The organism is Oligoflexus sp. (assembly GCF_035638955.1).
In the GTDB taxonomy this organism is placed as follows: Bacteria; Bdellovibrionota_B; Oligoflexia; order Oligoflexales; family Oligoflexaceae; genus Oligoflexus.
In genome coordinates this window covers 52,934-77,190 of record NZ_DASQYZ010000060.1, presented here as the reverse complement: position 1 = coordinate 77,190, position 24,257 = coordinate 52,934, and the positions used below count along the sequence as shown (strand labels likewise).

Annotated in this window: 23 protein-coding genes; 9 read left to right on the top strand and 14 right to left on the bottom strand. The window is 52.0% G+C overall.

Features of this window, described 5'->3' with window-relative positions; genetic code table 11:
- Nucleotides 1–21: 21 nt before the first annotated feature.
- The 3 genes from VE954_RS06340 to VE954_RS06330 form a co-directional block, all read right to left on the bottom strand.
- Nucleotides 22–3,027, bottom strand: coding sequence for an HAD-IC family P-type ATPase (locus VE954_RS06340; RefSeq protein ID WP_324950803.1), 3,006 nt, complete (start codon nt 3,025–3,027; stop codon nt 22–24).
- A 357-nt stretch (nt 3,028–3,384) separates the two neighbouring features.
- On the bottom strand, nt 3,385–3,942 hold the full coding sequence (locus tag VE954_RS06335; protein WP_324950801.1) for a CAP domain-containing protein: 558 nt from the start codon (nt 3,940–3,942) through the stop codon (nt 3,385–3,387).
- A gap of 154 nt (nt 3,943–4,096) precedes the next feature.
- Nucleotides 4,097–5,038, bottom strand: coding sequence for a MaoC/PaaZ C-terminal domain-containing protein (locus VE954_RS06330; protein ID WP_324950799.1), 942 nt, complete (start codon nt 5,036–5,038; stop codon nt 4,097–4,099).
- 275 nt (nt 5,039–5,313) lie between these two features.
- Between VE954_RS06330 and VE954_RS06325 the strand changes: the two genes are divergently transcribed.
- Together VE954_RS06325 and VE954_RS06320 are read left to right on the top strand one after the other, a co-directional pair.
- Nucleotides 5,314–6,612, top strand: coding sequence for a HAMP domain-containing sensor histidine kinase (locus tag VE954_RS06325; RefSeq protein ID WP_324950797.1), 1,299 nt, complete (start codon nt 5,314–5,316; stop codon nt 6,610–6,612).
- Nucleotides 6,613–6,757: 145 nt separating this feature from the next.
- On the top strand, nt 6,758–7,531 hold the full coding sequence (locus tag VE954_RS06320; RefSeq protein ID WP_324950795.1) for a class I SAM-dependent methyltransferase: 774 nt from the start codon (nt 6,758–6,760) through the stop codon (nt 7,529–7,531).
- A gap of 164 nt (nt 7,532–7,695) precedes the next feature.
- On the opposite strand, the gene VE954_RS43730 is transcribed toward VE954_RS06320, so the two are convergent.
- Nucleotides 7,696–7,905, bottom strand: coding sequence for a KUP/HAK/KT family potassium transporter (locus tag VE954_RS43730; protein ID WP_414698975.1), 210 nt, complete (start codon nt 7,903–7,905; stop codon nt 7,696–7,698).
- Between the two features lie 541 nt (nt 7,906–8,446).
- Here VE954_RS43730 and VE954_RS06315 point away from each other — a divergent pair.
- From VE954_RS06315 to VE954_RS06295, 5 genes are all read left to right on the top strand, one after another.
- Nucleotides 8,447–9,169: an energy transducer TonB gene (locus VE954_RS06315; protein WP_324950793.1), complete on the top strand. Its 723-nt coding sequence runs from the start codon at nt 8,447–8,449 to the stop codon at nt 9,167–9,169.
- A gap of 153 nt (nt 9,170–9,322) precedes the next feature.
- Complete coding sequence (locus tag VE954_RS06310; RefSeq protein WP_324950791.1) at nt 9,323–9,985, top strand: MotA/TolQ/ExbB proton channel family protein; 663 nt, start codon at nt 9,323–9,325, stop codon at nt 9,983–9,985.
- A gap of 18 nt (nt 9,986–10,003) precedes the next feature.
- Entirely contained in the window at nt 10,004–10,471 is a 468-nt protein-coding gene (locus VE954_RS06305) for a biopolymer transporter ExbD (protein WP_324950789.1), read from the top strand.
- A gap of 94 nt (nt 10,472–10,565) precedes the next feature.
- A complete protein-coding gene (locus tag VE954_RS06300) occupies nt 10,566–12,089 on the top strand; it encodes a GAF domain-containing sensor histidine kinase (protein ID WP_324950787.1) in 1,524 nt (507 codons plus the stop codon).
- 17 nt (nt 12,090–12,106) lie between these two features.
- Nucleotides 12,107–12,844: a response regulator gene (locus tag VE954_RS06295; protein ID WP_324950785.1), complete on the top strand. Its 738-nt coding sequence runs from the start codon at nt 12,107–12,109 to the stop codon at nt 12,842–12,844.
- Here the strand turns inward: VE954_RS06295 and VE954_RS06290 are convergent, their stop codons facing one another.
- Nucleotides 12,845–13,831 carry a hypothetical protein gene (locus VE954_RS06290; protein ID WP_324950783.1) on the bottom strand — a complete coding sequence of 329 codons (987 nt, stop codon included), beginning with the start codon at nt 13,829–13,831 and terminating at the stop codon, nt 12,845–12,847.
- A 309-nt stretch (nt 13,832–14,140) separates the two neighbouring features.
- Between VE954_RS06290 and VE954_RS06285 the strand changes: the two genes are divergently transcribed.
- Nucleotides 14,141–14,989, top strand: a complete 849-nt coding sequence (locus VE954_RS06285; RefSeq protein ID WP_324950781.1) for an FkbM family methyltransferase — start codon at nt 14,141–14,143, stop codon at nt 14,987–14,989.
- Nucleotides 14,990–15,053: 64 nt separating this feature from the next.
- A complete protein-coding gene (locus VE954_RS06280; RefSeq protein ID WP_324950779.1) occupies nt 15,054–15,737 on the top strand; it encodes a PA14 domain-containing protein in 684 nt (227 codons plus the stop codon).
- On the opposite strand, the gene VE954_RS06275 is transcribed toward VE954_RS06280, so the two are convergent.
- From VE954_RS06275 to VE954_RS06235, 9 genes are all read right to left on the bottom strand, one after another.
- Nucleotides 15,721–15,957 carry a hypothetical protein gene (locus tag VE954_RS06275; protein WP_324950777.1) on the bottom strand — a complete coding sequence of 79 codons (237 nt, stop codon included), beginning with the start codon at nt 15,955–15,957 and terminating at the stop codon, nt 15,721–15,723. The genes VE954_RS06280 and VE954_RS06275 overlap by 17 nt on opposite strands.
- A 74-nt stretch (nt 15,958–16,031) precedes the next feature.
- On the bottom strand, nt 16,032–16,916 hold the full coding sequence (locus tag VE954_RS06270) for a hypothetical protein (RefSeq protein WP_324950775.1): 885 nt from the start codon (nt 16,914–16,916) through the stop codon (nt 16,032–16,034).
- Between the two features lie 125 nt (nt 16,917–17,041).
- Nucleotides 17,042–17,608 (bottom strand): sigma-70 family RNA polymerase sigma factor, encoded by a 567-nt coding sequence (locus VE954_RS06265; protein WP_324950773.1) that lies wholly within the window; start codon nt 17,606–17,608, stop codon nt 17,042–17,044.
- Nucleotides 17,609–17,804: 196 nt separating this feature from the next.
- Nucleotides 17,805–18,725, bottom strand: a complete 921-nt coding sequence (locus tag VE954_RS06260) for a DUF4360 domain-containing protein (RefSeq protein ID WP_324950771.1) — start codon at nt 18,723–18,725, stop codon at nt 17,805–17,807.
- 10 nt (nt 18,726–18,735) lie between these two features.
- Entirely contained in the window at nt 18,736–19,446 is a 711-nt protein-coding gene (locus tag VE954_RS06255; protein ID WP_324950769.1) for a hypothetical protein, read from the bottom strand.
- Between the two features lie 65 nt (nt 19,447–19,511).
- The gene (locus VE954_RS06250; protein WP_324950767.1) at nt 19,512–20,129 is read right to left on the bottom strand and encodes a hypothetical protein; all 618 of its coding nucleotides are present in this window, start codon (nt 20,127–20,129) and stop codon (nt 19,512–19,514) included.
- 150 nt (nt 20,130–20,279) lie between these two features.
- The gene (locus VE954_RS06245) at nt 20,280–21,197 is read right to left on the bottom strand and encodes a DUF4360 domain-containing protein (RefSeq protein WP_324950765.1); all 918 of its coding nucleotides are present in this window, start codon (nt 21,195–21,197) and stop codon (nt 20,280–20,282) included.
- Nucleotides 21,198–21,357: 160 nt separating this feature from the next.
- On the bottom strand, nt 21,358–22,959 hold the full coding sequence (locus VE954_RS06240) for a hypothetical protein (RefSeq protein WP_324950763.1): 1,602 nt from the start codon (nt 22,957–22,959) through the stop codon (nt 21,358–21,360).
- Nucleotides 22,943–24,076 carry a DUF1501 domain-containing protein gene (locus VE954_RS06235; protein ID WP_324950761.1) on the bottom strand — a complete coding sequence of 378 codons (1,134 nt, stop codon included), beginning with the start codon at nt 24,074–24,076 and terminating at the stop codon, nt 22,943–22,945. The genes VE954_RS06240 and VE954_RS06235 overlap by 17 nt, the downstream gene beginning before the upstream one ends.
- Nucleotides 24,077–24,257 lie beyond the last annotated feature (181 nt).

Genomic DNA, 24,257 nt, shown 5'->3' with positions numbered 1-24,257 from the left:
ATTTAGGGGCGGCGACTGGGATCAGTGCCGCCGTAGTTTCATAAGTTCCAAAGCCATGATTGGCCATACCCCGTGAGCCAGACTTCGACTGAGACGGGCTGGGCTCAAGGGTTCTATGCCTAAAAAGTTACGAAACCAAGGTGATATGACTCCCGTTGCAATGGTGGCGCCAGCAACACCCATGGCTCCATAGATCCTTTTGTTACGCGGAAATTTTCCTCGAATCAGACCAGCGCGATCCGCTGATGCGGACAGCGTATGCAGGATCTGGCTGGTCGTGAGACTGACAAAGGCCGACGTTGTGCAGCCCTCTGGCTTTTGCGGATTCGGGTGAAAAGCCAGGAGCGACCCCGCACTCATCAACCCTGCCTCAACCAGAAGCTCCCATTTTGCCGAACTTGACAGCAAGGGTTGCGATGGATCAGCCGGTGGTTGCTCCATAATATCGGGAGCTGGTGGATCCAACGCCAAAGCCAGACCAGGCAACACATCGGTCAGCATATTGATCCAAAGCAGTTGAATGGAGTTCAGCGGTGAACCGCGTCCGGCTGCGATGGATAGAAACATAACCATAATTTCACTTAAGTTGGTCCCGAGCAGATAGTGAATGGATTTGCGCAGGTTGGTCCGCACCGACCGGCCCTGTTCGATAGCATAATAAAGCACATCCAGGTTATCATCGCGGAGCACGATATCCGCGGATTCACGGGCTGCGGACGTTCCCTGATAACCCATGGCTATGCCGACGTGCGCAGCTTTCAAGGCTGGACTGTCGTTGATCCCGTCGCCGGTCATGGCCACGATGCGGCCACGCTGTTGCAGGGCTTGAACGATGCGAAGCTTATCCGTGGGGCTCACGCGTGAGAAGACCTGAACCTCGCCGGCCAGGTCTGCAATCTCATCCAGGCTCAGATCCTTCAGGTCACGAGCATCAAATGATTTCAGCTTCTCACCGTTACCATGAAACCCGAGCGCCTTGCCTACAGCCTTGGCGGTTTCGGCCTGGTCCCCGGTCATCATAATGGTCGTGATGCCGGCTCGATGAAATTTTTCGATCAACTCGCCCATGCCCTCGCGCGGCGGATCCATAAGGCCCACGGCGCCGAGCCAGATCAAAGGCTGATCCTGAATGGACCGCATGCCCTGCCCTTCCGTATAAGCAAAGCCAAGGACCCGCAGGCCCTTGCGCGCAAGACCTGAATTCTGATCCCGCAGCCGTTGCCGCCATTCATCCGTCAAATCCCTCAGCACACCCTGGTCCAGGACCTTGGTGCACATATCCAGGAGCTGTTCCGGGTTGCCTTTGACTGCCGCCAGGTTGCGGTCCTGATCTTTGACGTTGTGGTAGGTAACCATGTACTGCCGCGACTCCGTTCGATAGCTGACTTTAAAACGCGGCAGTTCTGTTTGAATGGAAACCACATCCATTCCCATCATTTCAGCCAGCTCAACAATGGCTTTCTCGGTCGACGATCCGCTCCAGACATATCCAGGCCCATCCGGATTCTTGATGCGCTCACAATCGGTGCAGAGAGCCGCGATCAAACTCCATTTTCGCGAAGGTGGAATGGCGGCGGGACTCTCCTTGCTCTTTTTCTTCTTAAGAGCCTCGAAATGGGAACGATGCCAGTATTCTTGCCCGTAATAACCTTCCTCCGCGATCATTTCATTCATGGTCAGGGTTCCGGTTTTGTCCAGACACAGGACTTCGATCGATCCCAGTGTTTCGAGCACATTCAGACGCCGTACCAGGATATTTCGCTTTTTCAAGTTCGCCACACCCAGGGCCATGGTCGTGGTCCCAATGGTCGGCAAACCCTCGGGTACCGCCGCCACGGCTAGAGATATACTGGTCTGCAGCATGCTCGTAAACGGTTGGCCGCGGAGCAAACCAATCAAAAATACGCCGCCACAAATTGCTCCTGAAATTGTTACGGTTTGCCGGCCGATATCTTCCAAATCTTTATGTAAAGGGGATTCGCGGATTTCAGCCGTGGCCACCAGCCGTCGCACGCGACCAATTTCAGTATTCTCACCTGTTCCGATCACAACACCCAGGCCCTGACCCGACGTCACAATCGTGCCGCGAAAGAGCAGGTTACGGCGATCCGAAATGGTCTGCAGCAGAGCCCGATCGATCGGTGCATGATGTTTGGCGACTGGCATCGATTCACCGGTAAGGGGTGATTCATCGACCATAAGTCCTTTGGATTGGATCAGACGAATATCGGCAGGGACCACACCATGGGAAATGTTGACAATATCACCAACGACCAGCTGGTGATCCAGGATCGTGGACATAATCCCGTCGCGAAGGACCCGCACTTCCTGAGGATCGATATGACCAATGGAGCTGATCACCTCATCGGCTCGGGCTTCGGAAATGTAGCCGATGTATCCGTTCATCAGGATGACACCGCTGATCATGGCCACATCGAACAAACCGCCTGTGAGCAGGGAAAGTCCTGCTGATCCGGCCAGGAGCATGGTTTGTGAATTGCCGAACTGGCGGCTGAAGAGCTCCCAATGACTGGTGGGCTTAGCCACCTCCATGGCATTGTTGCCATAGAGCTGACGACGTTCCTTCACTTCAGTCGTAGCCAAACCTTTGGTTTCATCCACGCGCAGTTCTTTAAGCAGACTGGCCGATGTCTGACTGCAATAGACGCTCTGCAGATCCTGCTCCAGCAGAGCCTGAGCCGTGGTCCGTGCAGCAAGTTCTTTGAAGGCATACAGTTGTGGATTTTCGAGCGCCTCGAGAATGCCAGTACGAAGCATTCCCACGTCCAGCACGTAATTCCGATTATATTCAATCACCAGAGAACCCGTTTGCGATCGGGCTTTGACAGCATGAATAAAGCTTTCCATCCGAAGGCGTCCTTCGACGGCTTCGCAGGCTTCATCATTTCTATAAAGAACATCCAGCTGAAAACGCGAACGCCCCGGCGTAACGTGAGCCAGGTGCAATTCCAGCGAAACTTCGGATGGCACAGACTCTGTGACTGGGAGACGATTGACCTTCATCATGACTCCTGCGTCTTGAGTATAAAAATCCCTCGAACCATATGGTCCTTTGGTAAATTTTTATTAAAGACCTGATAAAGCCTGAGTGAAAGTCTCGTGAGGAGGAAGGAGCTGACTGGCATACACGACCGACCCTATCACGAAACTCTGGCTCTCAGGTACCGATAGGGTCGTAACATATTCTTATTGTTGTCGCTACTGTTCTACATGTCTCTACAGGTTCTTTCGCAAGGACCTTGCGGCTCCGTCCTGCTTTCTGGGTGATCCTACTTAACCCAAAAAAAATCCTCATTACTAACCTTTTTCGGTTTCATAATGAGGAAGACTTAAGGGATTCGCGTAGTTTTAGAAAGCTAAATATCAGTGAAACATTTGTGTTGCGAAGACGAGATTGTCTGAATTCCGAGTGATGCCTACACCGATATAAACGTAATCTTTGTTCATCATGTTGTCTCTATGACCTTTGCTGTTCCACCACATTTTGACTAATTCGGCAGCCACAGCCTCAGGGTCTTCCGAACGACTTGAGAAATAGGCTACATTTTCCCCTGCCCTACCACGCCAAACTTCTGGAAGTTCTTTTTGCAAGGTTTCAAAACGTTGGTCAAAACCATTATGGCTAATGTTGTCGGGTGTCATGGACTTCGAATGCCCGCGCGCAATATAAGATGATTCAAAGACCTGATCCAATTTTACCAGCTTGCTCGTAGCCCGCTTCACATTTGTCAACCGCACAATCTCAGTTTCCACTGCGCACGTCCACTCATCAGCATCATAGCAAGCTGTCAAACGCGTGAAGTCGGACGATTCATGTCCTGGGGCATTAGGCTGCGCAGCAGCATCCACCGGATTCGCGTCAGAGCGTTGGCAGCCAAGGACCAGCATCATTGTGAGGGTTAGGAGCGACAGTCGTTTCATCAAGTAACCTCATCCGCGGGTTAAACGACTTTCCTTGTAATGCATTCTCTCCTCACGATGCAAGTCGTGTTCTTCATCTGTCGGTATTGGTTACGAAAATGGAAAAGATTTTTCGGTTCAACATCGAAAGGCTTTTTATGCTCCGTCTGTTGCTTTATGGAAACACTGTGAAATATCCTTTTGCCAAAAGCTTGTGCCGCTGGCAATGCAGCTCGAAACGGTTCCCTTTCACAACAAACGTGATCATCTGCCCGGCATAAGCGGGGCGAGTGAAAATCACTGACATACTTTTGATGGGCAGCTGCATATCATTCATTAGAAACTTCAAAACGAGGTTGGCGGTAAACGCGCCCTGAACGAATGAGCCGCGATGACCCAAAAGTTTCGAGAAGATTTTCGCGGTATGCAACGGATTCAAATCTCCAGACACCACACCGTAACGCATCCCCGTATCGCTCGACAGGAAATAGCGGCCACTCCAGTCCGCTGCGTCGAGCGTTATCTCAGGTTCCTGCTTCGACAGGCCACGGTATTGGTCGGACGTCTCACCTTGTACTTCAGCGGACTTGTCCAGGCGCTCAATCTCTGACTTCTTCAAATTATTGAGGATCATCGTGTCTCTCTGCACCACGATGGCCTCGCCCTGCTCGTCACTGATGATGGAGCTGAACTTGAGGAGAGCCCGATCATGGTTCAAATGAAGCACTTCTTTCAGTGAACTCGCATAATGGTAGTCCTGCGAAGGCACAAAACCAGTAAAAGGCTGGCTGAGTTCCACATCAATGCCAAGCTGCATGATGTTAGCAAAATTGAGCTGCATCTTGCCCAAGGCTTCAAAGAGATAATCACGCGAAAGGCGATTGTAAATCATTTGGAGAGGCTTGGGACAGCGCGGGTTCACCAGGAACAGCTGGTCCCAACGAGACTTCAGTGATTCCGGAAAAGCAAATGCGGCGGCAAAAGGATAGCCACTGCTCGATACGGACAACCGCTGTCGGCGGAACAGATTGAACACCAGACGTGAATAATATCGAGGATACTCAGCACCCTTAACGGGCTTCAAGAAAACTTTCTTTTTAGCGAAGGCTTTTTCCACGTGTTGTCCGCTCCTTTTAAGAACCAGATCATCCAAGATCGGGAAACACATACACGAACCGCACCAGGACAAATGGCTTGAAGTTTCATCGATTTAGCCCTGATGAATCTGTTCGATTTACCGCTTCTGGCCAAAATTTTTACACATGACGTCCCTGGCTAACCTCGCTTTACTCCAGGTAATTTTCCCTTAAGCGAAGTTTGCACCAACCGCGCATGGGTCCCAGGAAATTCAGAATTTTCGCGGTTTTCCCGAAGAAATAATCGGAGGATACTGTGACGCCTCGATCGCTTTTACAAATCAGCCGCAAAGCCTGGGACAACAGGAACCCAAACACATTTCATCAGCTTCTGCTCTTGAAAATGATGCTGGGCAGTGCTGTGCTCGGCATTCTCTTTCCACTTTACGTCACCGTATTTGTGCGCTCACGCTTCGACCACATCTTTCTCCTGCAAGTCCTTATGTGGGTCGTCTGTTTCATTTCGTACTTTCGAGTTCGCCACGACCGGCAGGTCTATAAAGCCAGTCTTGTGATTGTGAATCTCATGACCTTCTTGCTCCTCACCATGTTGATCAGTTCCCATCAGGGCGATGTGTCAGGAGCTTACCATCATGTTGTTACCATTCTCGTAGCGGCCTCGTTTCTGCTTGGGCCACGCTTTGCTCTCCCCTACTTCCTCCTCTTCTTGAGCTTCTATATCGCGGTGGGATCAGGCGCCTGGCACCATTTCTTTCCTTATACCATTCCCAATATGCACCCGAGTCGAACGTCGCTTTACACGGATCGCATCCTCGAGATCACCTGCGCGTTTGGTTTATCATTCATGTTTGACCGGATGAAAATTGGTCAACAGGCCCGTATCAAGGAGCAGGAGCATGAAGTTGCGGACAAGGAAAAGCAGCTCTCCATCAATCGCGTGGCCGGTGGCATTGCCCATGAGATCAACAATCCCTTGACCATACTCCTGGGTTATCTTGAACTTTTGGAACGTCATGAATTTAATAAAAAAGATCTGGCACGCATCAATCCGCGCATTCAAATGGCGGCTAAACGCATTCAGTTTGTGATTTGGAGTTTGAACCAGGTCAACAACGACCGTAATAAAAAGGGCGGTGTAGCACCGCTGGAAAAAGCTATTCAGGATGTGCAGCTGCGCGTTCGGGACCTCAATCCTAAATTGACATTTGATTTGGATCGTGGGGACGGACTTAAGATCCGCTTGTCCGCCGAAGACTTGCAAAACATCCTTTATACAGTCCTGGAAAATGCGGTAGAGGCCCTGGGCAGCAAAGCGGACGGCATCATAAAATTAAGAGTGCTGCGGGTGGCTGAGTTCGTTCAAATTGAAGTCTGGGATAATGGTGATGACGTCATCGTCGCCGATTTACAAAAATTCGCCGAACCGTTCTATACCACGAAATTGGATCGTCCCGGACGCGGCATGGGGCTGGCTCTGTCGTCGGCTTTGATCCGCGCTGTCGGGGGTCAACTCGTCTATCGGCGGGAAGGCCCATGGACCGTTGCGGTCATGGCACTCCCTGGATATGATTCGACTATCCTTCATGCCGCCTGAGGTTTCGTCCTGCGCCAGGCCTGGCAACTTTAGGTATTTTCCGATCCGCTTTTCCCATGATAGCTTGCAGCGGTTACCTCTTGCCGATAATGGAGCGTCACCTGATTGCAGGTTTCACGTCATATTCATTTTAGGGATAGCTGCCATGTTAAATATTCAAGAACATAACAGAAAGGCCTGGAATACGCAGGCCCGCTTTGGCATTCAATGGTCAGAAAGCGTCAGCGATCTTGAGATGGAAGCGGCCCGGAGCGGTCAAATTCGATTGCATCTGAGCCCGACCCAACCCGTTCCAAAGTCCTGGCTCGGTCCGCTTCACGGGAGCCGCTGTCTGGCTCTGGCTGCCGGTGGAGGCCGCCAGGCTCCTCTTTTGGCTGCTGCTGGAGCACGGGTCACCTTGGTCGATATTTCCGAGGAACAGCTCATCCGTGATGCCACCATCGCTCAACGCTGGCACCTTTCACTGGATATGCACCGCTGCTCAGCGGACGACCTCGATTTTTTACAGGATGCGAGTTTCGATTGCATTATCCTCCCTCTCGCCAATTGCTTTTTTGAGCAACTGGATCCTGTCTGGCAACATTGCGCACGGCTCCTGGTGCCTGGCGGGCGCCTCCTTTATGCCTTCATCAATCCGTTAGCTTGGAGTTTCGATTTTATCAAAGCTCAAGCTGGAATATTCGAACTTAAGTATCCCGTTCCGTATTCGGATGAGAAGTGCCTTGATTCCGAGGATTTCAAACGATTCGTTTATCCTGAAGTCCCCATGGAGTTCGGTCACAGCCTGACTGATCAGTTGGGTGGGCTGATGCGCGCAGGATTTATGCTCGCTGATTTATTCGAAGACCATTGGCAACCGCTCGAGGCGCTGGATCATTATTTTCCGCCGCTCATCAACGCCCTTGCCATCCGTCGATAATGGACGCTGATTTTATTCTCACCAGATCCGCGAAAACGAGGCCACATAATAGATTAAGATGGTGGTTAACACCATGAGCGAAGCGTGGGTCTGATCCTCTGCCCTGACACATAACCCAATTGGATAGTTTGGTGCGATGGGGGCCATGTTGCAAAAAATCGCAGTCATGGTCGCGAGAAATGCCGGCACCATCGCGGCCCATTTTGGGCTAAGCCAATAAAAACATTACCCGACATCTGAGACGACTTAAGTAAATGCCCTAGCCGACCGAAATAGGTCAGCGTTAGGCTGGGAAGCACAACGAAAAACCAGGCGAGATGAATGGACTTTCGACCGAAATGTCTAATATCTGCATAAAGCGCTTGGGATCGAATGCCAAAAAGACCAAGCCCAGTACAAAATCTGCGAGAGGAACAACGTAGGGTTCAAAGCGCGGGGGTTGGGAATTTTCAGACCCTCGACTGCGGACTCAACCAGATTGCGGACGTGATGACTTCCTGGATGTACTTGGGGGATATGACAATGCTCAGAGCCCAAAAAAGCAGCGAAAGTATGCCCAATGTGTTATCAGTTGTGACAGGCAATCCTGAAACTACACTTGTCAACCTGAGCTGGTCCTGCCTCATCCATAATAGCTGATCCATTGAATTCCATGAGAGAGGCTGCTCAGTCAGGAAACGCGTATACAAGTTGTTGGCCAGCTGGTTTATTTTTTTGGTGTACATACCTCAGGTCCTAAACGTTTACGGGGCCTTAGACAAGCCCTGGAGCATGCTTTTTATGAGTTTTTTATTATTTTGATCATTTTTTTTATGTCTTTTTTTATTTGCTTTTCATAGGGCAGTTTGGGATTTGTCTAAATGATTAAGTAAGCTCAACGCTGGATACGACACAAAACAAGGAAAATGGGCTGACATGGAAATCGTTACCGCCTCAACGACAACAACGCCTGGGAGCGCCATGAAGATCGAGGGCATTGCTCGAAACGTCGATAACCACGCCCCTTGGCTGGCCGTGCTCGGTTCTGTAGCCTTGCATATTGCGTCAGTCCTTGTGATGCGGTTTGGGGATTCGGCGCCGACGTATGTAGCGCCCGAGAAGCCTAAAGTGGCCAAAGTTCGTATCCTCGCGAACCCGCATGGAAATCCTAACGCGACCAAGACCAAAGCGGTCGAAATTGCCAAGCCTAAACCCAAGCCTAAGCCTAATTCCCGCAATATCGCCAAAAAGGATATTGCGAAGGAAGAGCCAGCCCAACCAGTTGTAGCCAATGACATGCCGCAGAGTTTTGGGGATGACCCAACTGGAGGCGTAGTTGGTGTGGGCGTCAGTACCACCTCGGGCGACAGCGATCCCGGAGTGAACACGAACTGGGAGCCAATCGAGCAGGTCAAGCCGCCTATGCCAAAAGAGGCAGCCCTGAAAGGTATCGAAGGCTTCATCAAGTTCCGCGTCGACATCAATGAAGAAGGCCGTCCGGAAAACATCACGGTGATTGAAGCCGAGAACCGTTCGATCTTCGAACAGGAAGCGCGTAAAGCCCTGCGCAAGTGGAAGTACGCGCCACGGATGGTAAATGGTCAGGCTGTCAAGGTGGTGGGTCATACGATCCTGATTGAATTCACACTCACCGACTAATTCAAGGTGGCATGGTTCGTTTTTACGGCGAACCTTTTCATTTGTCGAAATACAGAGAATCAGATAGTTAAGTGGGTCTGATTTCTTATTTCATCACGAACGGCGACTTTTGTTGCGAGTACGATAGAGCCTCTTTGGCAGAAAGGTAGTGCAATGGACAAACAATTCAACATCGTCGAAGAACTTCTCCAGATGACCCTATTGGGAACTGAGTGGGTGCTATGGCTCCTCATCATTCTCAGTGTCGTTTCTATTGCTATTGCGGTGGAACGTTTCTGGTTTTTTATGCGTCAGGGTCGCCTGAGGCAGGAAGTTATCGAAGATTTTTACGCTCGCGTCCGGAATCGCGATTATACAGGCGCATCCGAACTTGTGAGCAACTACCCAAACAGCCTTGAGGCTAAAGTCGCTTTGGAAGGTTTGAACCACCGTGACGGTGGCTTGGGCTCGATCCAGGAGTCGACCACGGCTTATCTTTTGCGTCAGCGCAAGGTTTTGGACCGCGGACTCGTGGTTCTGGCAACCTTGGGTAACAACGCACCCTTCATCGGTTTGTTCGGTACCGTACTCGGTATTATCAAAGCCTTCCACGATCTCGGTACCAACCCAGCGGGCGGTGCAACGGTTGTCATGGCGGGTATTTCGGAAGCTCTTGTTGCAACTGCAATCGGTCTGTTGGTGGCTATCCCAGCCGTTATTGCATTCAACTACTTCCAACGTCAGATTAAAGTTATCGCAACAGACGCTCAAGCCATGGTTAGCACCCTGGTAGCCGGTCTGGGCGAAGGCTTCAGCAACCCCAAAGGCAATAAGTAAGCCTGAAAGGAAAACAACATGGCTGGCGGAGCATTGGATAACAGTGATGAAGAGATCTCGGGTATTAACGTAACACCCTTGGTTGACATCATGCTTGTGCTGCTCATCATTTTCATGGTGACAGCTACCTTTATCGCAAACAAGGCTATTGAACTGAAACTGCCTGAAGCGGATTCAGCTCAGACTCAAAAACCTGATGAAAAAACCCTGAGCTTTGCCATCGATCGCGAAGGCAAACTTTGGATGGATGACAAGCAGGTTGGTTTCGATGAGGTAGGTCCTAGGATTCGTGCGGAGCGCGAAAAGAAACCAGGAGTGAATCTGGCAGCGAATATCAGCGCTGATGCCAAGACTCCTTATGAAATGGTTGTGAAGCTGATCGATATCGTTCGTAAGAATGAAGTCATCGACTTTGCGATTACGACGGATCCAGTCTCGACGCCCGTTGGCGGCGAAGCGGCTCCAGCCCCAGCTCCCGCTCCTTAAAGTTTAGACTTTGTAGAGCCTGTCAGGTATTGTCATCCTCGATGGCATTATTTGACAGGCTCTTGCTATTTCCGCCTTATGAGGCTCTTTTTTCATGCCCGTGTTGATCCCACCCTCCAGCCAGAAACGGCGACTCATCACCTGGCACGAACTGAAGATCTCTATTCCCATCCTTACATCCGTGTTTTTGCTCGGCACGCTGATTGAACCGTTTATTGGTCATGTTGCAGTCGGCATCTTTTTTATGATCGCGATCGCGGTATCAGGACTCTTCTTTGCACGCATCACAATCTTCAGTCTCGCCTCGCTTTTGATTCTTATTTATTACTACTGGCTCTTTCCTCCGGATGAACCCAAGGACCTGCCGACTGTCATTGCCCTGTTTATTGCGGCTGTGAGTATCGGCGGACTTGTGAATCAACTCAAAAACCAGGCCAATGCCCTGCACTTGCGCGAACAGGCGACGCAGCTTCTTTATACCCTGGCCCGGGAACTGGCGCAGGCGCAATCACGGGACGATGTGGCCAGGATCTCGTGCGACTCGATGAGTGACCTATTCGATCAAAGGGTGGCGCTGGCTTTCCTGAGTTTCAAAGAACCGGGGCGCCAGCCTCATTTGGACTGGGATGCCTCCGGGCACATTCAACCAAGCGAGGAAGAATGTCAGGATCTTCTCAAAACCCTGGGTGACGCAACCTCGCCACGTGAATTCAAGATGTATAAAACCCGAAGCGGCCGGGTTTACCTGCCCTTGATAGGCCGGGATGGGTTGGTTGGCATTCTTCTCATTGGCAATGCCGCGATTCTGGAAAAAAGCGAGGACAGGCAGAGATTAGCCGCTACTTCGGCACATCAAATTGCGGTGGCTATTGAGCGCGAAAACTTCCAGACGAGCTCCCGTGCCGTTGAGATCATGGAACGCACGCAGCTGCTCTATAAGACACTTTTAAACTCGGTCTCCCATGAGCTCAAGACTCCCCTTGTCGCGATCACAGGTTCATCCAGCGCGCTTATGGACGAAGCCACCAGTCGGGATCAGAATCTTGTCCAGAGCCTTGCTGCTGAAATATTGACCGCCTCGCAACGGCTGCGAAGTGTGGTGGAGAATCTGCTTGATATGTCCCGTATTGACTCAGGGATGCTCAAACCTCGGCGGGAGTTCTGCGATGTGCGCGACCTGCTTGCTGTCGTAGTCCAGAGACTGGAATGGGAAGGTCATCCCGAAGTGATCCAACTGGAATTTCAGAAGGATTTGCCGGAAATCTGGGTGGATCCTGTGCTGGTGGATCAGGCCCTGTCCAATATCGTCCATAATGCCTGCGTTTATACGCCAAAAAATACAAATATTGAAATTTCTGTACGCGCCTCAGGTGATTGTGCCTATATTTCCATTCGGGACCACGGCCCCGGTTTATCGGAGCCAGCCAAGGTCTTCGAAAAGTTTTACCGTGGCTCACCACAAAATCCAGGTGGTTTGGGCTTGGGTTTGTCGATAGCCCAGGGATTTATTGAGGCCCAGGGTGGAACCATTGAAGCCGGAAACCATCCCGAAGGAGGAGCTATTTTTACCGTCACCTTACCGTGTCATCAGCAGGCGCTCCCTCTTACCAACGGATGACTTTTATCGGAGTGTTTATGAATCAAAGCAAGAAGCAGCACCTCCTTGTCATCGACGATGAAAACCAGATCCGCCGATTCATACGATTGGCTCTGGCACCGCACGGCTATGATGTTCTCGAGGCTCGCACCGGCGAGGAAGGCATTCAGCTCGCTATCCAGCAAAGTCCGGATGGAATCATACTGGACCTGGGTTTACCCGATATGGATGGCATCCGGGTTCTGCATCAACTGCGTGAATGGTATCAGGGGCCCATCATTATTCTTTCTGTTCGCGATGATGAGGAAAGCATCGTGAATGCACTGGACTCAGGCGCGCATGACTATATTCGTAAACCTTTTATGCTCGGTGAGCTGTTGGCGCGATTGCGCTTAGCCATGCGCAGTCATCAAGTGGGCCTGGCTACGCCTGTCTATAGTTCAGGTGGACTGGTGGTGGACCTTGCGACCAGGAAAGTAACATTGGAAGGCAAGGAAATCCGCCTGACCGTAACGGAATATGAGTTACTTAAGTGTTTGATCAAGCACCGGGGCAAAGTGCTGACGCATAATCAAATCCTGACTGAAGTCTGGGGCCCGAAATCCGTGGAGCACATCCAGTATCTTCGGGTTTACATTGGCCATCTCAGGCAGAAGCTCGAAACCGATGCCAACAAACCCAAACTCATCATTACCGAACCCGGTGTTGGTTATCGCATGCAAAATCTCGAAGCCCCAACGGCTGAAACACCAGAACCGGTCTCGTCGGAAGCCTGATCAATTGAAACCGTAGAGATAAGGGGCCGCTTTGCCCTTGCGATCCACGATCACCCAATACAAATGATCCGAAAGAGTGGGAACCCTAAGAACAAAAATCCAATTGTCCTGTGTGTTCTCGCCCTGCTCCGGTGGATAAATCTGGCCCTGAACTGTGCTCCCAAGATAAAGGGACAAAGTGGTCTTCTCGCTCTGCATCTGTTCACGCAGGTAAAGCCGAATATCGTGTTTCTGCTCGCGCGTCAGGTGACCCGTCAATCTTTGCTCATGCGTCGATGCCCAACCATCAGCTGCAATATTCAAAGGAGCTTCAATCGGCTCGAAGTCGTCCAATATAACCGCCAGAGCCAGCTGGGTCGCTTGCGAGACCGAGACTTGATCGTCAGGGCCAGCCTCAATCTGTTTCTGCAAAGCTGCGGCGTCCGCTTGAAGGCGTATGTGAGGAAAATTGTAATCGACTTGAATAATGCGATCGGCACGCGCGATCTCGGACAAGGCATTTTCTGAGGTTGAGGAGCTTAAAGTCTTCACAGGCTCTCCCTGGCATTGAAGGGGAACAGTGGCACCATAGGTACCATGTACGGACGTGAGCATCAGATAGGCTGGAAACGATCCGGCTTTGGGCGGGACCGATTCAGGCAGGAGAAGAAAGCTCTGCTGCACATGATCCATAGTATCCAACGCAAACTGCTGATAATTTTGATAACGTTGCGGCTTATAATCGGGATTAGCGATGACACCTCCACCCGATGTCCTGGCAGCAGCCCAGCAGGAACCAGCGCCCGTGCAGTCGATCCCGTAGCTCAGTTCGTAATTGAGGCGTGCATGGCCGAATCCGAGGGCTTCCCAGCGGCCTTGGGTCCGCACATCCAGACTCCGACCATGGCTCTGAAAGCCTTTCGCCGATCCGCAGTTCAAGGAAAACGCCTGGGCGCCTAACACAGGGCCGAAAGTAAGGGTCGCAAACAGCATCAATATATAAAGCACGTGGCCATCTCCGCGTAAAATATGTTCACCTGTCGCTTCTATAGCTTTTCGACCTTAAACGGAACTGACTTTTTTAGGCCCGTCACCCCCAATAATTCGAGAGTATTGGCAAAAATCCAGAGACATCCTGTCTGTCTGCAATAACTGTTCAGCCTGGGTGGTAAAAGTAAGAATACAGCCCTTAACCCTGCCCCGGATCGACCGACACGCCTGGGTTGGCTTGGATTTTCGACAGGGCTGGTGATGAAACGAAACAACGTCTGGCGCAAACCTGGGCTGCTCCGCTGGAGCCAAAATTTATGGGCACACATGGATCGCTGGAGCCTCAGCTCCGGCTGGCCCCTGAACAAGGCTGCCCTTCGGCTCCTGATGCTGCCTCTGCTGCCGCTCTATATCTGGCGTCTTGGTCTGGGCCAAGGTCTGGTGACCTTCTATCGATTCTTATTAGGCGAAGACGGCTTCGTCATTCACCGGTCGGAACGCGACCCCGGCACGATCATTCGTGATGACAGTACGGATGCGTGGGTTTTTCAACAGATTTTTATTCTATGCGATTATCGGCTCCTGGTCGGACGCTCCGATGTGCGTGTGATCATCGATGCCGGGGCGTATGTCGGTTTTTCGTCGATCTACTTTGCCGAACTCTATCCCCATGCGTTTATTTATGCGCTGGAGCCCGAGGAAAGCAACTTCCAGGCTCTGCAACGCAATACCCGTCACTATCCTAATATAAAAGCGATACAAGCAGCTGTATGGAAAGAGGATGGCTTCCTTGAGGTCAAAGACGTGGCCAGTGGTCAATGGTCCTTTGTCGTTCAGGAACATTCCGAGGGTCGCGGGCAACAGGTCCCAGCGATCTCTATCCAAAGCCTCATGGAACAGTATCGATTGCCACGAATTGATATTCTAAAAATCGACATCGAAGGCGCCGAAGATGCCGTTTTTGAAGGCCCCGGCTGCCACACCTGGCTGCCCAAGGTACGCGTCCTGGCCCTGGAACTCCACGATCATCTTTATCCCGGCAGCGAACGGAATTTTCTGGAGGCCATCGCTACCTATGAATGCACGGTCCGCACGACCGGTGAAAATATCATCTTTGATTTCCCTGAACTGCCGGAACCAGGCGTTCTTGAAGCTCCCAGGCGCCGATATTCCTGATCGCAATCCTGTGAAAAATCCCTGAAGAAAAGCTGCTATAGCTATCTTCAGGAGGGCTTCTGTTGTGCGCTGTTTATCCGTTCTCTCTCTCAGCTTCCTCGCCTTACAGGCCCTGGCCTGTCAGCCGTCCAATTTTCAACGTGGGGATGCCGTGCCCACGCCTGCCGTCCCGCTGCAGGATCCTGTCATCCCACAACCTTTGCCTCCACCGACCTCGACCACCATGCCCGGGCCTGAACCCAAGCCCGAGCCACAGCCTCTGTTTCAAGACTGCGAAAAAGATCCTGACCGGCATATGGTGGCGGAGCTTTACACTTTGGAAAACGACATCCGGCGGTTACCCGACTTCAGTCAACTCAAGGCGACCAAAAAGCTTTGTCTCAAGCAGCTCGACATTACCGATCGCGATTTCAAGGAAGGTTTCCCGGGCGTGGATGGATTGATTGAATGGTTTGGGTTGGATATTCGCTTTAAATTGAATGTGCCTGTCACGGGCGACTATGAGTTCGCATTGAATTCTGATGACGGCAGTCGTCTTGTGATCGATGGTCATGAAGTGATCGACAATGATGAACAGCATGAGCAGAGACAGAAAATAGCTGTGGTGGCTCTTACAGCCGGACTCCATGAGGTCAGGCTCCCCTACTTCCAGGGCCCTCGCTATCGCATCGCTTTGGAGCTGAAGTGGAAAGGTCCAGGAGACGCGCAAAGGGCCTATATTCCCACTCAGTTTATTCTGCGTCCTTAACGGGATCGACCCAGCGGATCTCGAACATACGGCCATCGGCCTCTTCCACCAGCAGTCGACGATCCGCGCTTTTTTCAATTCCCTCGATAAATTCACCGTAACGAATCAGTTGTCGGATCACAGCCGTCACTGTGGTTTGTCGCTCCAAGGCCCAGGCCTTGAGCTTTTCCACTTCATCAATGGGGAGTGTGGTTTTGATGCGGACGCGCTGAGTCGTCATAGGAACTCCGGTTGCGTGAATTCCCACGAGTTATAACAGGAACCCGGGATCCCCGCAACCGGAGCGAATGGACCTTAATTCGCGTAGATGTAATCCGAAACCTTGGCAAAGACATTGGGATCAGCCGTCTGCTGTGCAGCCTCGTCCCCGCTGATATAGGTATCATAAGCAGGAATATCGGCCAGGAACACCTGACTCCATGCTGTCGTATAACGGGCTATGGTTTCATGGTAACGGCCGCCATTGGTCATATCACCGTGAGCCACCCTGTTAAACTTGGCAAAGGCCTTGGGCATGGTGGTGTCAAAATTATGGAAAGCCGAGAGGATGCGGTTAGGCGAGGCCACCGTATCCTTGGTGCCGGTGACGAAAAGCATCGGGATCGGATTGGTCGAGGTCTTGGGATTAAAGGCGCAGAGTGTGACGGCTGATCGCACCTTGGACCCCAAATCATTGGCGGCCAGGACTGCCCCGGCACCCCCATAAGAAAAGCCCATGAGCCCCATGCGATCACGATCCACTCGATCCGAGATTGGAGTCGTGGATTTGTCACTTTCGGCCAGGAGCATATTCAAAGAGGCCTTGTGTCCTGTCGACCACACCCGGGCGTCCAAAGCATAGGGATTGGTGGGTGTGAAGATGGCAACGATAAATCCATGACTTGCCAGATGCTGACCAAGCCAGGACATATCTTCCTTGGTATTGGTGAAACCGCCCGACAATGTGGTCGAAGGCAGCTGTTCATCGAGGCTGTTCTCGGGATAATAGACAATCACGGATTTATAGCCCGAGTTGCTGCCCGAGGGCAAATAGGAGCGAACCGTATAGGGCCCGGCTAACCCCGGGTTCTGCAGGACTATGGTTTCAGCTTCATCAAGACCGTAGCGTGAGCCTCCAAAATCCCCGCTGCCGCAGGCCACGAGCGTGAACGACAATAGTATCCCGATCAGACTCCGCATAGCGGTCCCCCCTTGATCCGTGGATATGATTACGACATATATGTTAGATATTAGCGCCAGGGGGACTTCGTTTGATATTAAGAAAAACTAAGTCGTCGTGGGTACAAGTCTGCACATGCTGTTGATCAAATAAGCTGGCTGGAATGCTCGGCCATCCATCGATGCATGGCCTTGGTCACGATCAAACGGAAGCGGCGCAGGTGGGACAGAACTGTATTCTGTTTCATTTGCAGGTGCTGGCAGATGTCTTTGATCGACCATTGCTCCATATAAAACAGGCAGGCGATCTGGCGACGGATGGGGTCCTTGTGGTTTTGAATCAAATCCTTCAAAACCAGGAAGTGTTCCTCCAGCTGAAAGAAGGTTATTTCAAAAATCGCATGGCTTGGGGTGGCGTTCACCTCCTCGATCACACACTCCACCGAAACCAGGTGCCGGTGTTTCTTTTGAATTTTAATTTCATTGATGCATTCGTTCCGGGCAATCACCTTGAGCCAGCCGGTAAGAGCCGCGTGATTATCCAAATGCTCGAGTCCCCGCCAGGCCTTGATAAAGATGTCCTGCACCAGGTCATCAGCTGCAGCGTCCTTAAACTTGAACTGCCGGACGATGGCTCGTACCAGCAATTCGTGCGACTGATAAAATTGATTGAAATTAACCTGGCGACAGGGGGTTTGATCAAGGGCGTGCATGGTGGTCCTTCTGTTATCCTGTGACTATGCCATGCTGTTCGGGATTGATGAAAACCGTGTGTCCCAGTGAACAGCGCGAAGCCTTAAAGCAAAGATTCGGCCAGGCTTCACGGACTGTTCGACTGGGACACCAAGGATCAAAAGAGACATATTTTCGGTCAGGGGTTCATGGAATCTTTTTGTCCGAAAAGAGCCATTAATCAGCGTAATAACCGAAGAAAGTCCCGGCTGAGCCGTCGTTACCGTTCAGGCTCCCACGAAATTCGCCAGCCTCGGTGTCCACGACCTTGACCGAAAACCGACCGCTTTTACCGTCGAGGGTATAGTTTCCGGACACAGACAAACCGTCATCACTGTATACGACCTGACTCAGTGCGCCTTGTTTGCCGGAGTCGGTGGTCAGTGAGCCTTTGTCCTCATAGGGCTGGAAGCGCAGAGGCAGGGTGTTGGTCGGGCCAATTTTCATATAAGCGCGGAACGTGCGGCCTTCGAAGAAATTGACACAAGGTTTAAACTGCCAATCCCAGGCTAAGTCCACGTCCTTGCGTGCCGTATCGAGTTCAATCAGGGACTGACCTCCCGCCGCCTGCTGCAGCTTCAAAGTCAAATCCGTCCTGAGAGTCACATAAGTATCGTGATTGGCACAAAGCAGAAACTGAGTTTCCACCAGATCGCCGCGACAGGTGAAGTCACCCTCACCAGACCAGGGAGCTTTCTCGTTCGTCCGCTGCGCCAGGCGACCGGCAGGACGGACGTCATAGGTCACGTTGATGAGACCCTTGCTCGCGCCCTGCGGCTTGATACTATACGATCCTTCAGCATATGCGGCCCTCGGCAGAAAGCGATAGCCGGCGGGAATCCGAATCACGGCATCCAGCTTACAGGTTCTTTTCACTTCGCCCGGCTGCGTGGCTTGAATATGAAAGTCGTTGAAAAAGACTCGCAATGACTCGCCGATAATCCCTTGCGCTGCGTCCGAGTTGGCCGAAGTTTCGGCGATATCATAACGAAGGTCACCGCAGCCATCGCCCGAGTTGATGGATTCGACGCTGGCAATCGAAGCCAGGCCCACAGGAGAAAAGCCAAGGGTAGCCAGCATAATCAAACTTTTTTTCATGACATATTCCTTAGGGTTGACAGTCGATGGGAAGCAGATTCAAGCTGTCGAGCTTCAGCTCTTCAATTCGCGACACCGCCCTGCCGTTAATGGTCGACTCCACAAACAGAGAGACTGACCAGCTTTCCATGTCCGTGCAGCTGGCTGGCAATTCAGGGAGCTGAGTATTCAACTCGATTTTCACGTTCTGGGTCTTGGACTCGGGAAGGCCCTCTGTTTCCGTGTATTCAGCCAACTCAAAATCCCGACCTGTGTAACGACCCAAAGTTAGCTTAAGGCGTCCCGTCACGTTATCAATGGGTCCATACAGTGAGCCTTTGACCACGGCCGACATTCCAATGGCCGGATCCAATCGATAGCCTTTGGGAATCATGACTTTACCGGCCAGTCGGCATGCTGCACGATATTTTCCCAGAGACGCTTCACTATTGAGTTCATCGAAACTGAAACGCATCGCTCCGGACGGCTCGATCTCGATCCTATAGCCTCCAGCACAGGCGCTCTGAGCGGGCAAAAGTTTCAAATCCGCGCGCTTGGGTAGGGGCGGCTCTGGTTCGGGCGTTGGATAAGGAGTCGCCGTTGGTATGGGTGTGGGTACGATAACAGGAGCCGGGAGAGGTTCCGGTGCATCCGACGTTGCGTCTGCCGACGATTCGCAGTTCGCGCCCGATGCCAAGGTCGCCGTTAGAAAAATGCCGACGAGAGATGATCGGATCAACATGATTTAAACCCCATCCTGGTGTATTGAGAAAAAGGGGCTGAAAATTCCGCCCCTTTTGCCTGAATTCAGTGGCAGGGTTTTACTTTCACCTTGCAGATGGTGTAACCCTGAGTGCTCGAAACGCCTTGGTCCAAATCGATTTGGGTCAGGCCTTGGTCGCCCGACGGCTGCGTGGCGGTTGCATAGACGCTGGTCTCCAGGGGAATGCCCGATGCACCGCAGGAGCCGTAGTTCTGCAGCTGGTAACCAAAGATCGAACCGACGAAGTTACTGATATCACCCGCAGCAGGACTGCCGTTGCCACGCGAGAAGAAAGCGGTTTGACGAACCGAAGGAGCGTTGGCGACGCGGTGTGAAACCGTCAGACGCGCGACACCGTTTTCTGAGAGGTTGTAAACGCCATCGACGGCAAAATCAAAAACATCGATTTGAAAGTTGGGCGCCACTGAGATTTTAAAATCCAGGGTGCAACGGCGCTTTTGATATTTGGACTCGCCATCGGCGATGGCATTCATGGATCCATCAAAGAAGGCTTTGATGTAATACTCGCCGTTCTCCTCGACCACGCGAATCTCGGATTCTTTCGCACAATCTTCGTTCACAACGGGTTCGGTGATCGTGAAGGGAGTTGCATAAGCTGAAGCACTCAGAACCAGGAACAAAGGAGCCAGAAACTTGTTCATACGGAAGTATCCTCACTGAGGGTGTTGCACTTGTGCTGATAATTTCAGCGTCTACTTAACAGAACGGCGAACTGAATTTTTGTTGCAGCTGTCCGAAAATATTTTTCAGATATTTAAGGCACTTGGGTGAAAGAATGTAGCCACCCTCGGCTATTGGTAGCGTCCGTTCCAGGCTCCGCCTTGGTTTGGGTTTTTGGCATCACGCCATGTGCCCTGGAACTCGCCGGTTGAGTCATTGATCAAAGAGAAAGTAAAGGTTCCACCGCTGTTGCCAGCCGACCATTTACCCTGAACGCTGCGGCCTCGATTGGAATACCGGACTTCGGTAAACTGGCCATTTAAACCAGAGGCCACGAACGTCCCTTGCGATCCCGAGAAGTGAACAGTTGCAGGTATGGATTGACCGCTATAAGCCACATAGGTGGTTTTGAAATCACGGTCTTCGAAAGGAATGGAGCAGGAGAAAAGTTCCCATTTCCACGACAGATCATGATTCTGACGCGAGGCATCGATGTCCATTTGGGAAAACGAGCTGCTGTTCTGTTGGATGCTCAGGTCGATATTGGTATGCAGATTGACTAGCGTGTCTTCGGTTGAGCAGCCTAAGACCAATTCCTCGTCCAGTTTTGCGATGCAATTGATGTCACCCTGCCCTGTGAACGGCGTTTGGTTAGCTGCTTCAGCGCTCCAGCCATTGGGTTGAACTTCATAGCTCACACGAATAAATCCCTGGCTCTGGCCCTGGGGTTGAAGATTATAGGAACCTTCCGCAGCCGCTGACACCGGACGGAAACGGTAGCCGGCTGGAATTTTTACCTGCGCATCCAGCACACAATTCTTATTCACAGTCCCGGCATAGGTGGTCGAAAGGAAGAAATCATTGAAGAAGACTCGCAGTGATTCACCCTTGGTATTGGTCTTCGGGTTGAGCGCGGACGTTTCCACCACATCAAAGCTTGGACTCGTGCCGCAACCGCCATTGGACGAGAACGCATTCACCTGAACCTCTGCAGCCTGAGCCGCGCCCGTCACGAATATCAAAAGCCCCAAAGTCTGGTTCCACTTCATCGCGTCTTCTTCTCCCAAATGATTACTTACTCTCATTCGTTGTCTTATCGTCAGCGGGGGCTTGTATAATCCCTATGCACTGACGTCAAGCGTTAGAATGAATGTAGGAGAAGGAATCAGAAGACAGCGACAAAATACCGTTTTCGATAGGCTAAAAGATCTACATCATTTTCCGCAATAAGGTCTGACGATCCTCCAGGCTCAACGTTCGACCCTGGGGCGGCATTTGTCCGGTGCCGGTTCTTTGCAAACGGTCTTTAATTTTTTCCCGATCGTTGATCCACAAATTTGAGACCTCGGCGTAAGCGGGCTGTCGCGTCCCCACGCTGTGACAGCTGCTGCCACTGCAGCTGCGTTGCGCAATGGGTTGCATCACAGCCCATGCTTCGGCATCAAGGTCCGGCGATGGTGGCTCGAAACCCTGCGCAAGAGCCGTTTTAAGTTCCGTCGATAGAATCAGTGTCTGAATCAATGTTCGCGGTCCGCTTACGGCCCACTGACGAACTTTGCTTTGAATTGGTTCCGGAGTCTGGCTCCAACTCTGACCGGAAAAGTCCTCCCAGGCTCGACGCGCCATGCAATCATCAAAGCCCGGCCCCCGCTCCACAAAACTCTGCATGAGAAACTCAGGCCCTTGACCACGCTGTCCGAACGCATGGGCCTCGGCCGAAATTTTTGGCTGATACAGACCGCGATCGTTCCAGGGCATGACCGCACCACCCAGGTTATCCAAGGCGTAGTGACAACTGGAGCAATCCGCTTTCGCACCGTGGGCCAGGTCAGTGGGTTTCAGACTAGGATTGACAAACGTCGTGATGCCATCGGTATTGAGTGTGGGGTTCATGTCCTGACAGAGAAAGGAGTGAGTAAGGCCGGCGATACGCGAGCGAAAGTTATTGAATTGCACGAGAAACCCTGGGGCGGTTGCAATACCAGAACGTTCAGCTCCCGCGGGAAAAGGCAGATTCACCAGCTCGTCCATCGGGATATCGCGCAAGGTTTCCAAAGTATCACCGCTGGTGCTTGGCGCATTGAAAATCGACTGGGTCTGAACATAAAGCCAGTAGAGACGTCTCGTCCCATAAAATTGGGGAGCGGCCAAAAGATCGACCCAGCTGCCGTTCTTTTCATACACCTGCCAGGCTCGCTGAGAAAACTCCTTCTGAACTTCCTGCTGCAGACGATTGGCTTCTTCCGCTGCGATGCAGCTGATCAGACCGGGGCCGCAGCCACACCTGGGGTTCAGGAATCCCTTAGGACCGGGTTTGGTGCATACGATCGGTTTATTGCCCGTGGGAATCACGCCATCAGTCGCCACAAGATTGCGACAGACAGAAACACGCTCACCCTCAGGAAGCCACCACGCTTCGACACTGACGGCCTCGGCTTGAGCGCAGTTGCCTTTTTTCGGTGAAAAATAAACACCATCAGAATTTTTGGCAAGGCGTGCGTTGGGATTCAGGACATTCAGCTGATCACGAAATCCCATCATGTCATCAAAATAACGTTCCATACGAACGCGATGGTCATCGCTGGCCAACCAATCGGTGACGAGATCCGGTAGCTCAGATGGATCCTCACGCAGTTCTTTTATTTCATGGCGATCGGGCCCGTGATCACGAATCAGAAAAGAATAGCCTCGAGCCTCTCGCCATGTCTGTACGTCAGACAATCCGTTTGGGGCATTCAACACGCGTGGGTCGGCCTGCAGGCAGCTCGAAGCCAGGAGCATGGCGCAACCGAATTTAAATAAAGAGTCCATGGAGAGCCTCCTTGCCAAGAGTGGATTGAGCATCGCCAAGGCCCATGCGGAGCAGCAAAGCACCGGCGACCCCTTCATGCGTTAACGAGTTGAGATCCGTGCGCGTCACAGGACGGCTATTCTCCCAGCCCATGGCCTCGGCACGTCCATTGGTTTGCCCCACGATCGTGTTATCGCGGACACCTTTACCCATCATGATGGCCGAAGCTGACTTCCAATGATCGGTCCCCTCCGCAGCATTAAACCTGGGAGTCCGCACAAATTCTGAGCCAATCATGATCGTGGTGGTATCCGCCAGACTCAGGTCCGGACGCGAGGGATCAGGCGTTTGCCGAAGATCCTGCACCAGGGCCTGGAGGGCCGTTGCAAATGAAAGCTGCAAAGGTTTTTGCACATTGAGCTGCTGATTATGGGAATCAAAGCCTTTGAGCAGCACTGTGACATATGGCGAAAGACCGGTTCGCAGCAGCTGGTATGCTCCAAGAACAAGCGCTGAATTATCACGCGGCTGCTTCACGCCATAAGTCTGCTCGCGCCCAGGGTCGGACGCCAGCTTCTGATCCAGACGTTTGTCATAGATGGAGTCCAATGAGGTCTGTAAATGGATCCACGAATCCCACAAAGGGTGGCGAGTCGCAGCAGCCTGTTCGCGTTCCAGCTTGTTAAAGTCCTTAAGCATCCCCCGCAGGACATCCGTTTGGGCTGACGACCACCCGGCTTCCAGGCCTGGTTCTGTGACCATGCCCCTCATGCCTTCCACGTCGTTGGAACCCAGCGGTGGCGTGAGAGTCACGGTATCGCCCAGCGGAATCCGTCCACCCAGCACAAGATGGGCCGGAAATGTTGCTGTGCTGGCTCCCATCAAAGCAGCCAGGGCCGGATACTCGCGACTGCGGCTTAGGCTCATGCGAGCAGACATTGCATACTGCTCGGCCAACGGATGGGCCGTGACATCCACATAAATTCCATTGATAAAAGCCGTCGGCAGGGCTGCGAAAGCAGCAAGGGCCGGTAGCAGACCTGACCCCACATGAAGTTTATCCTTCCCAGGAACAGTGCGAATCTCTTCCCGTGAATAAATAGGCTCATAGGCTCCTGAATTTTTTTTATCCCCCACAGAGCGGAATCCCATCCACCTCGCAGGAGAATGTGCAGGAAGCGGTGTGGATCGCGGCTCTGAGCCATAGCTCGTTCTTCAAATTCCGCATGGGTTAAGAGCCTAAGGCCACCCAACTGACTGAGCAAGAGAGTGCTGAGCGCATGACGAACAAAATTTCGGCGCGATGCCTGATAATTTT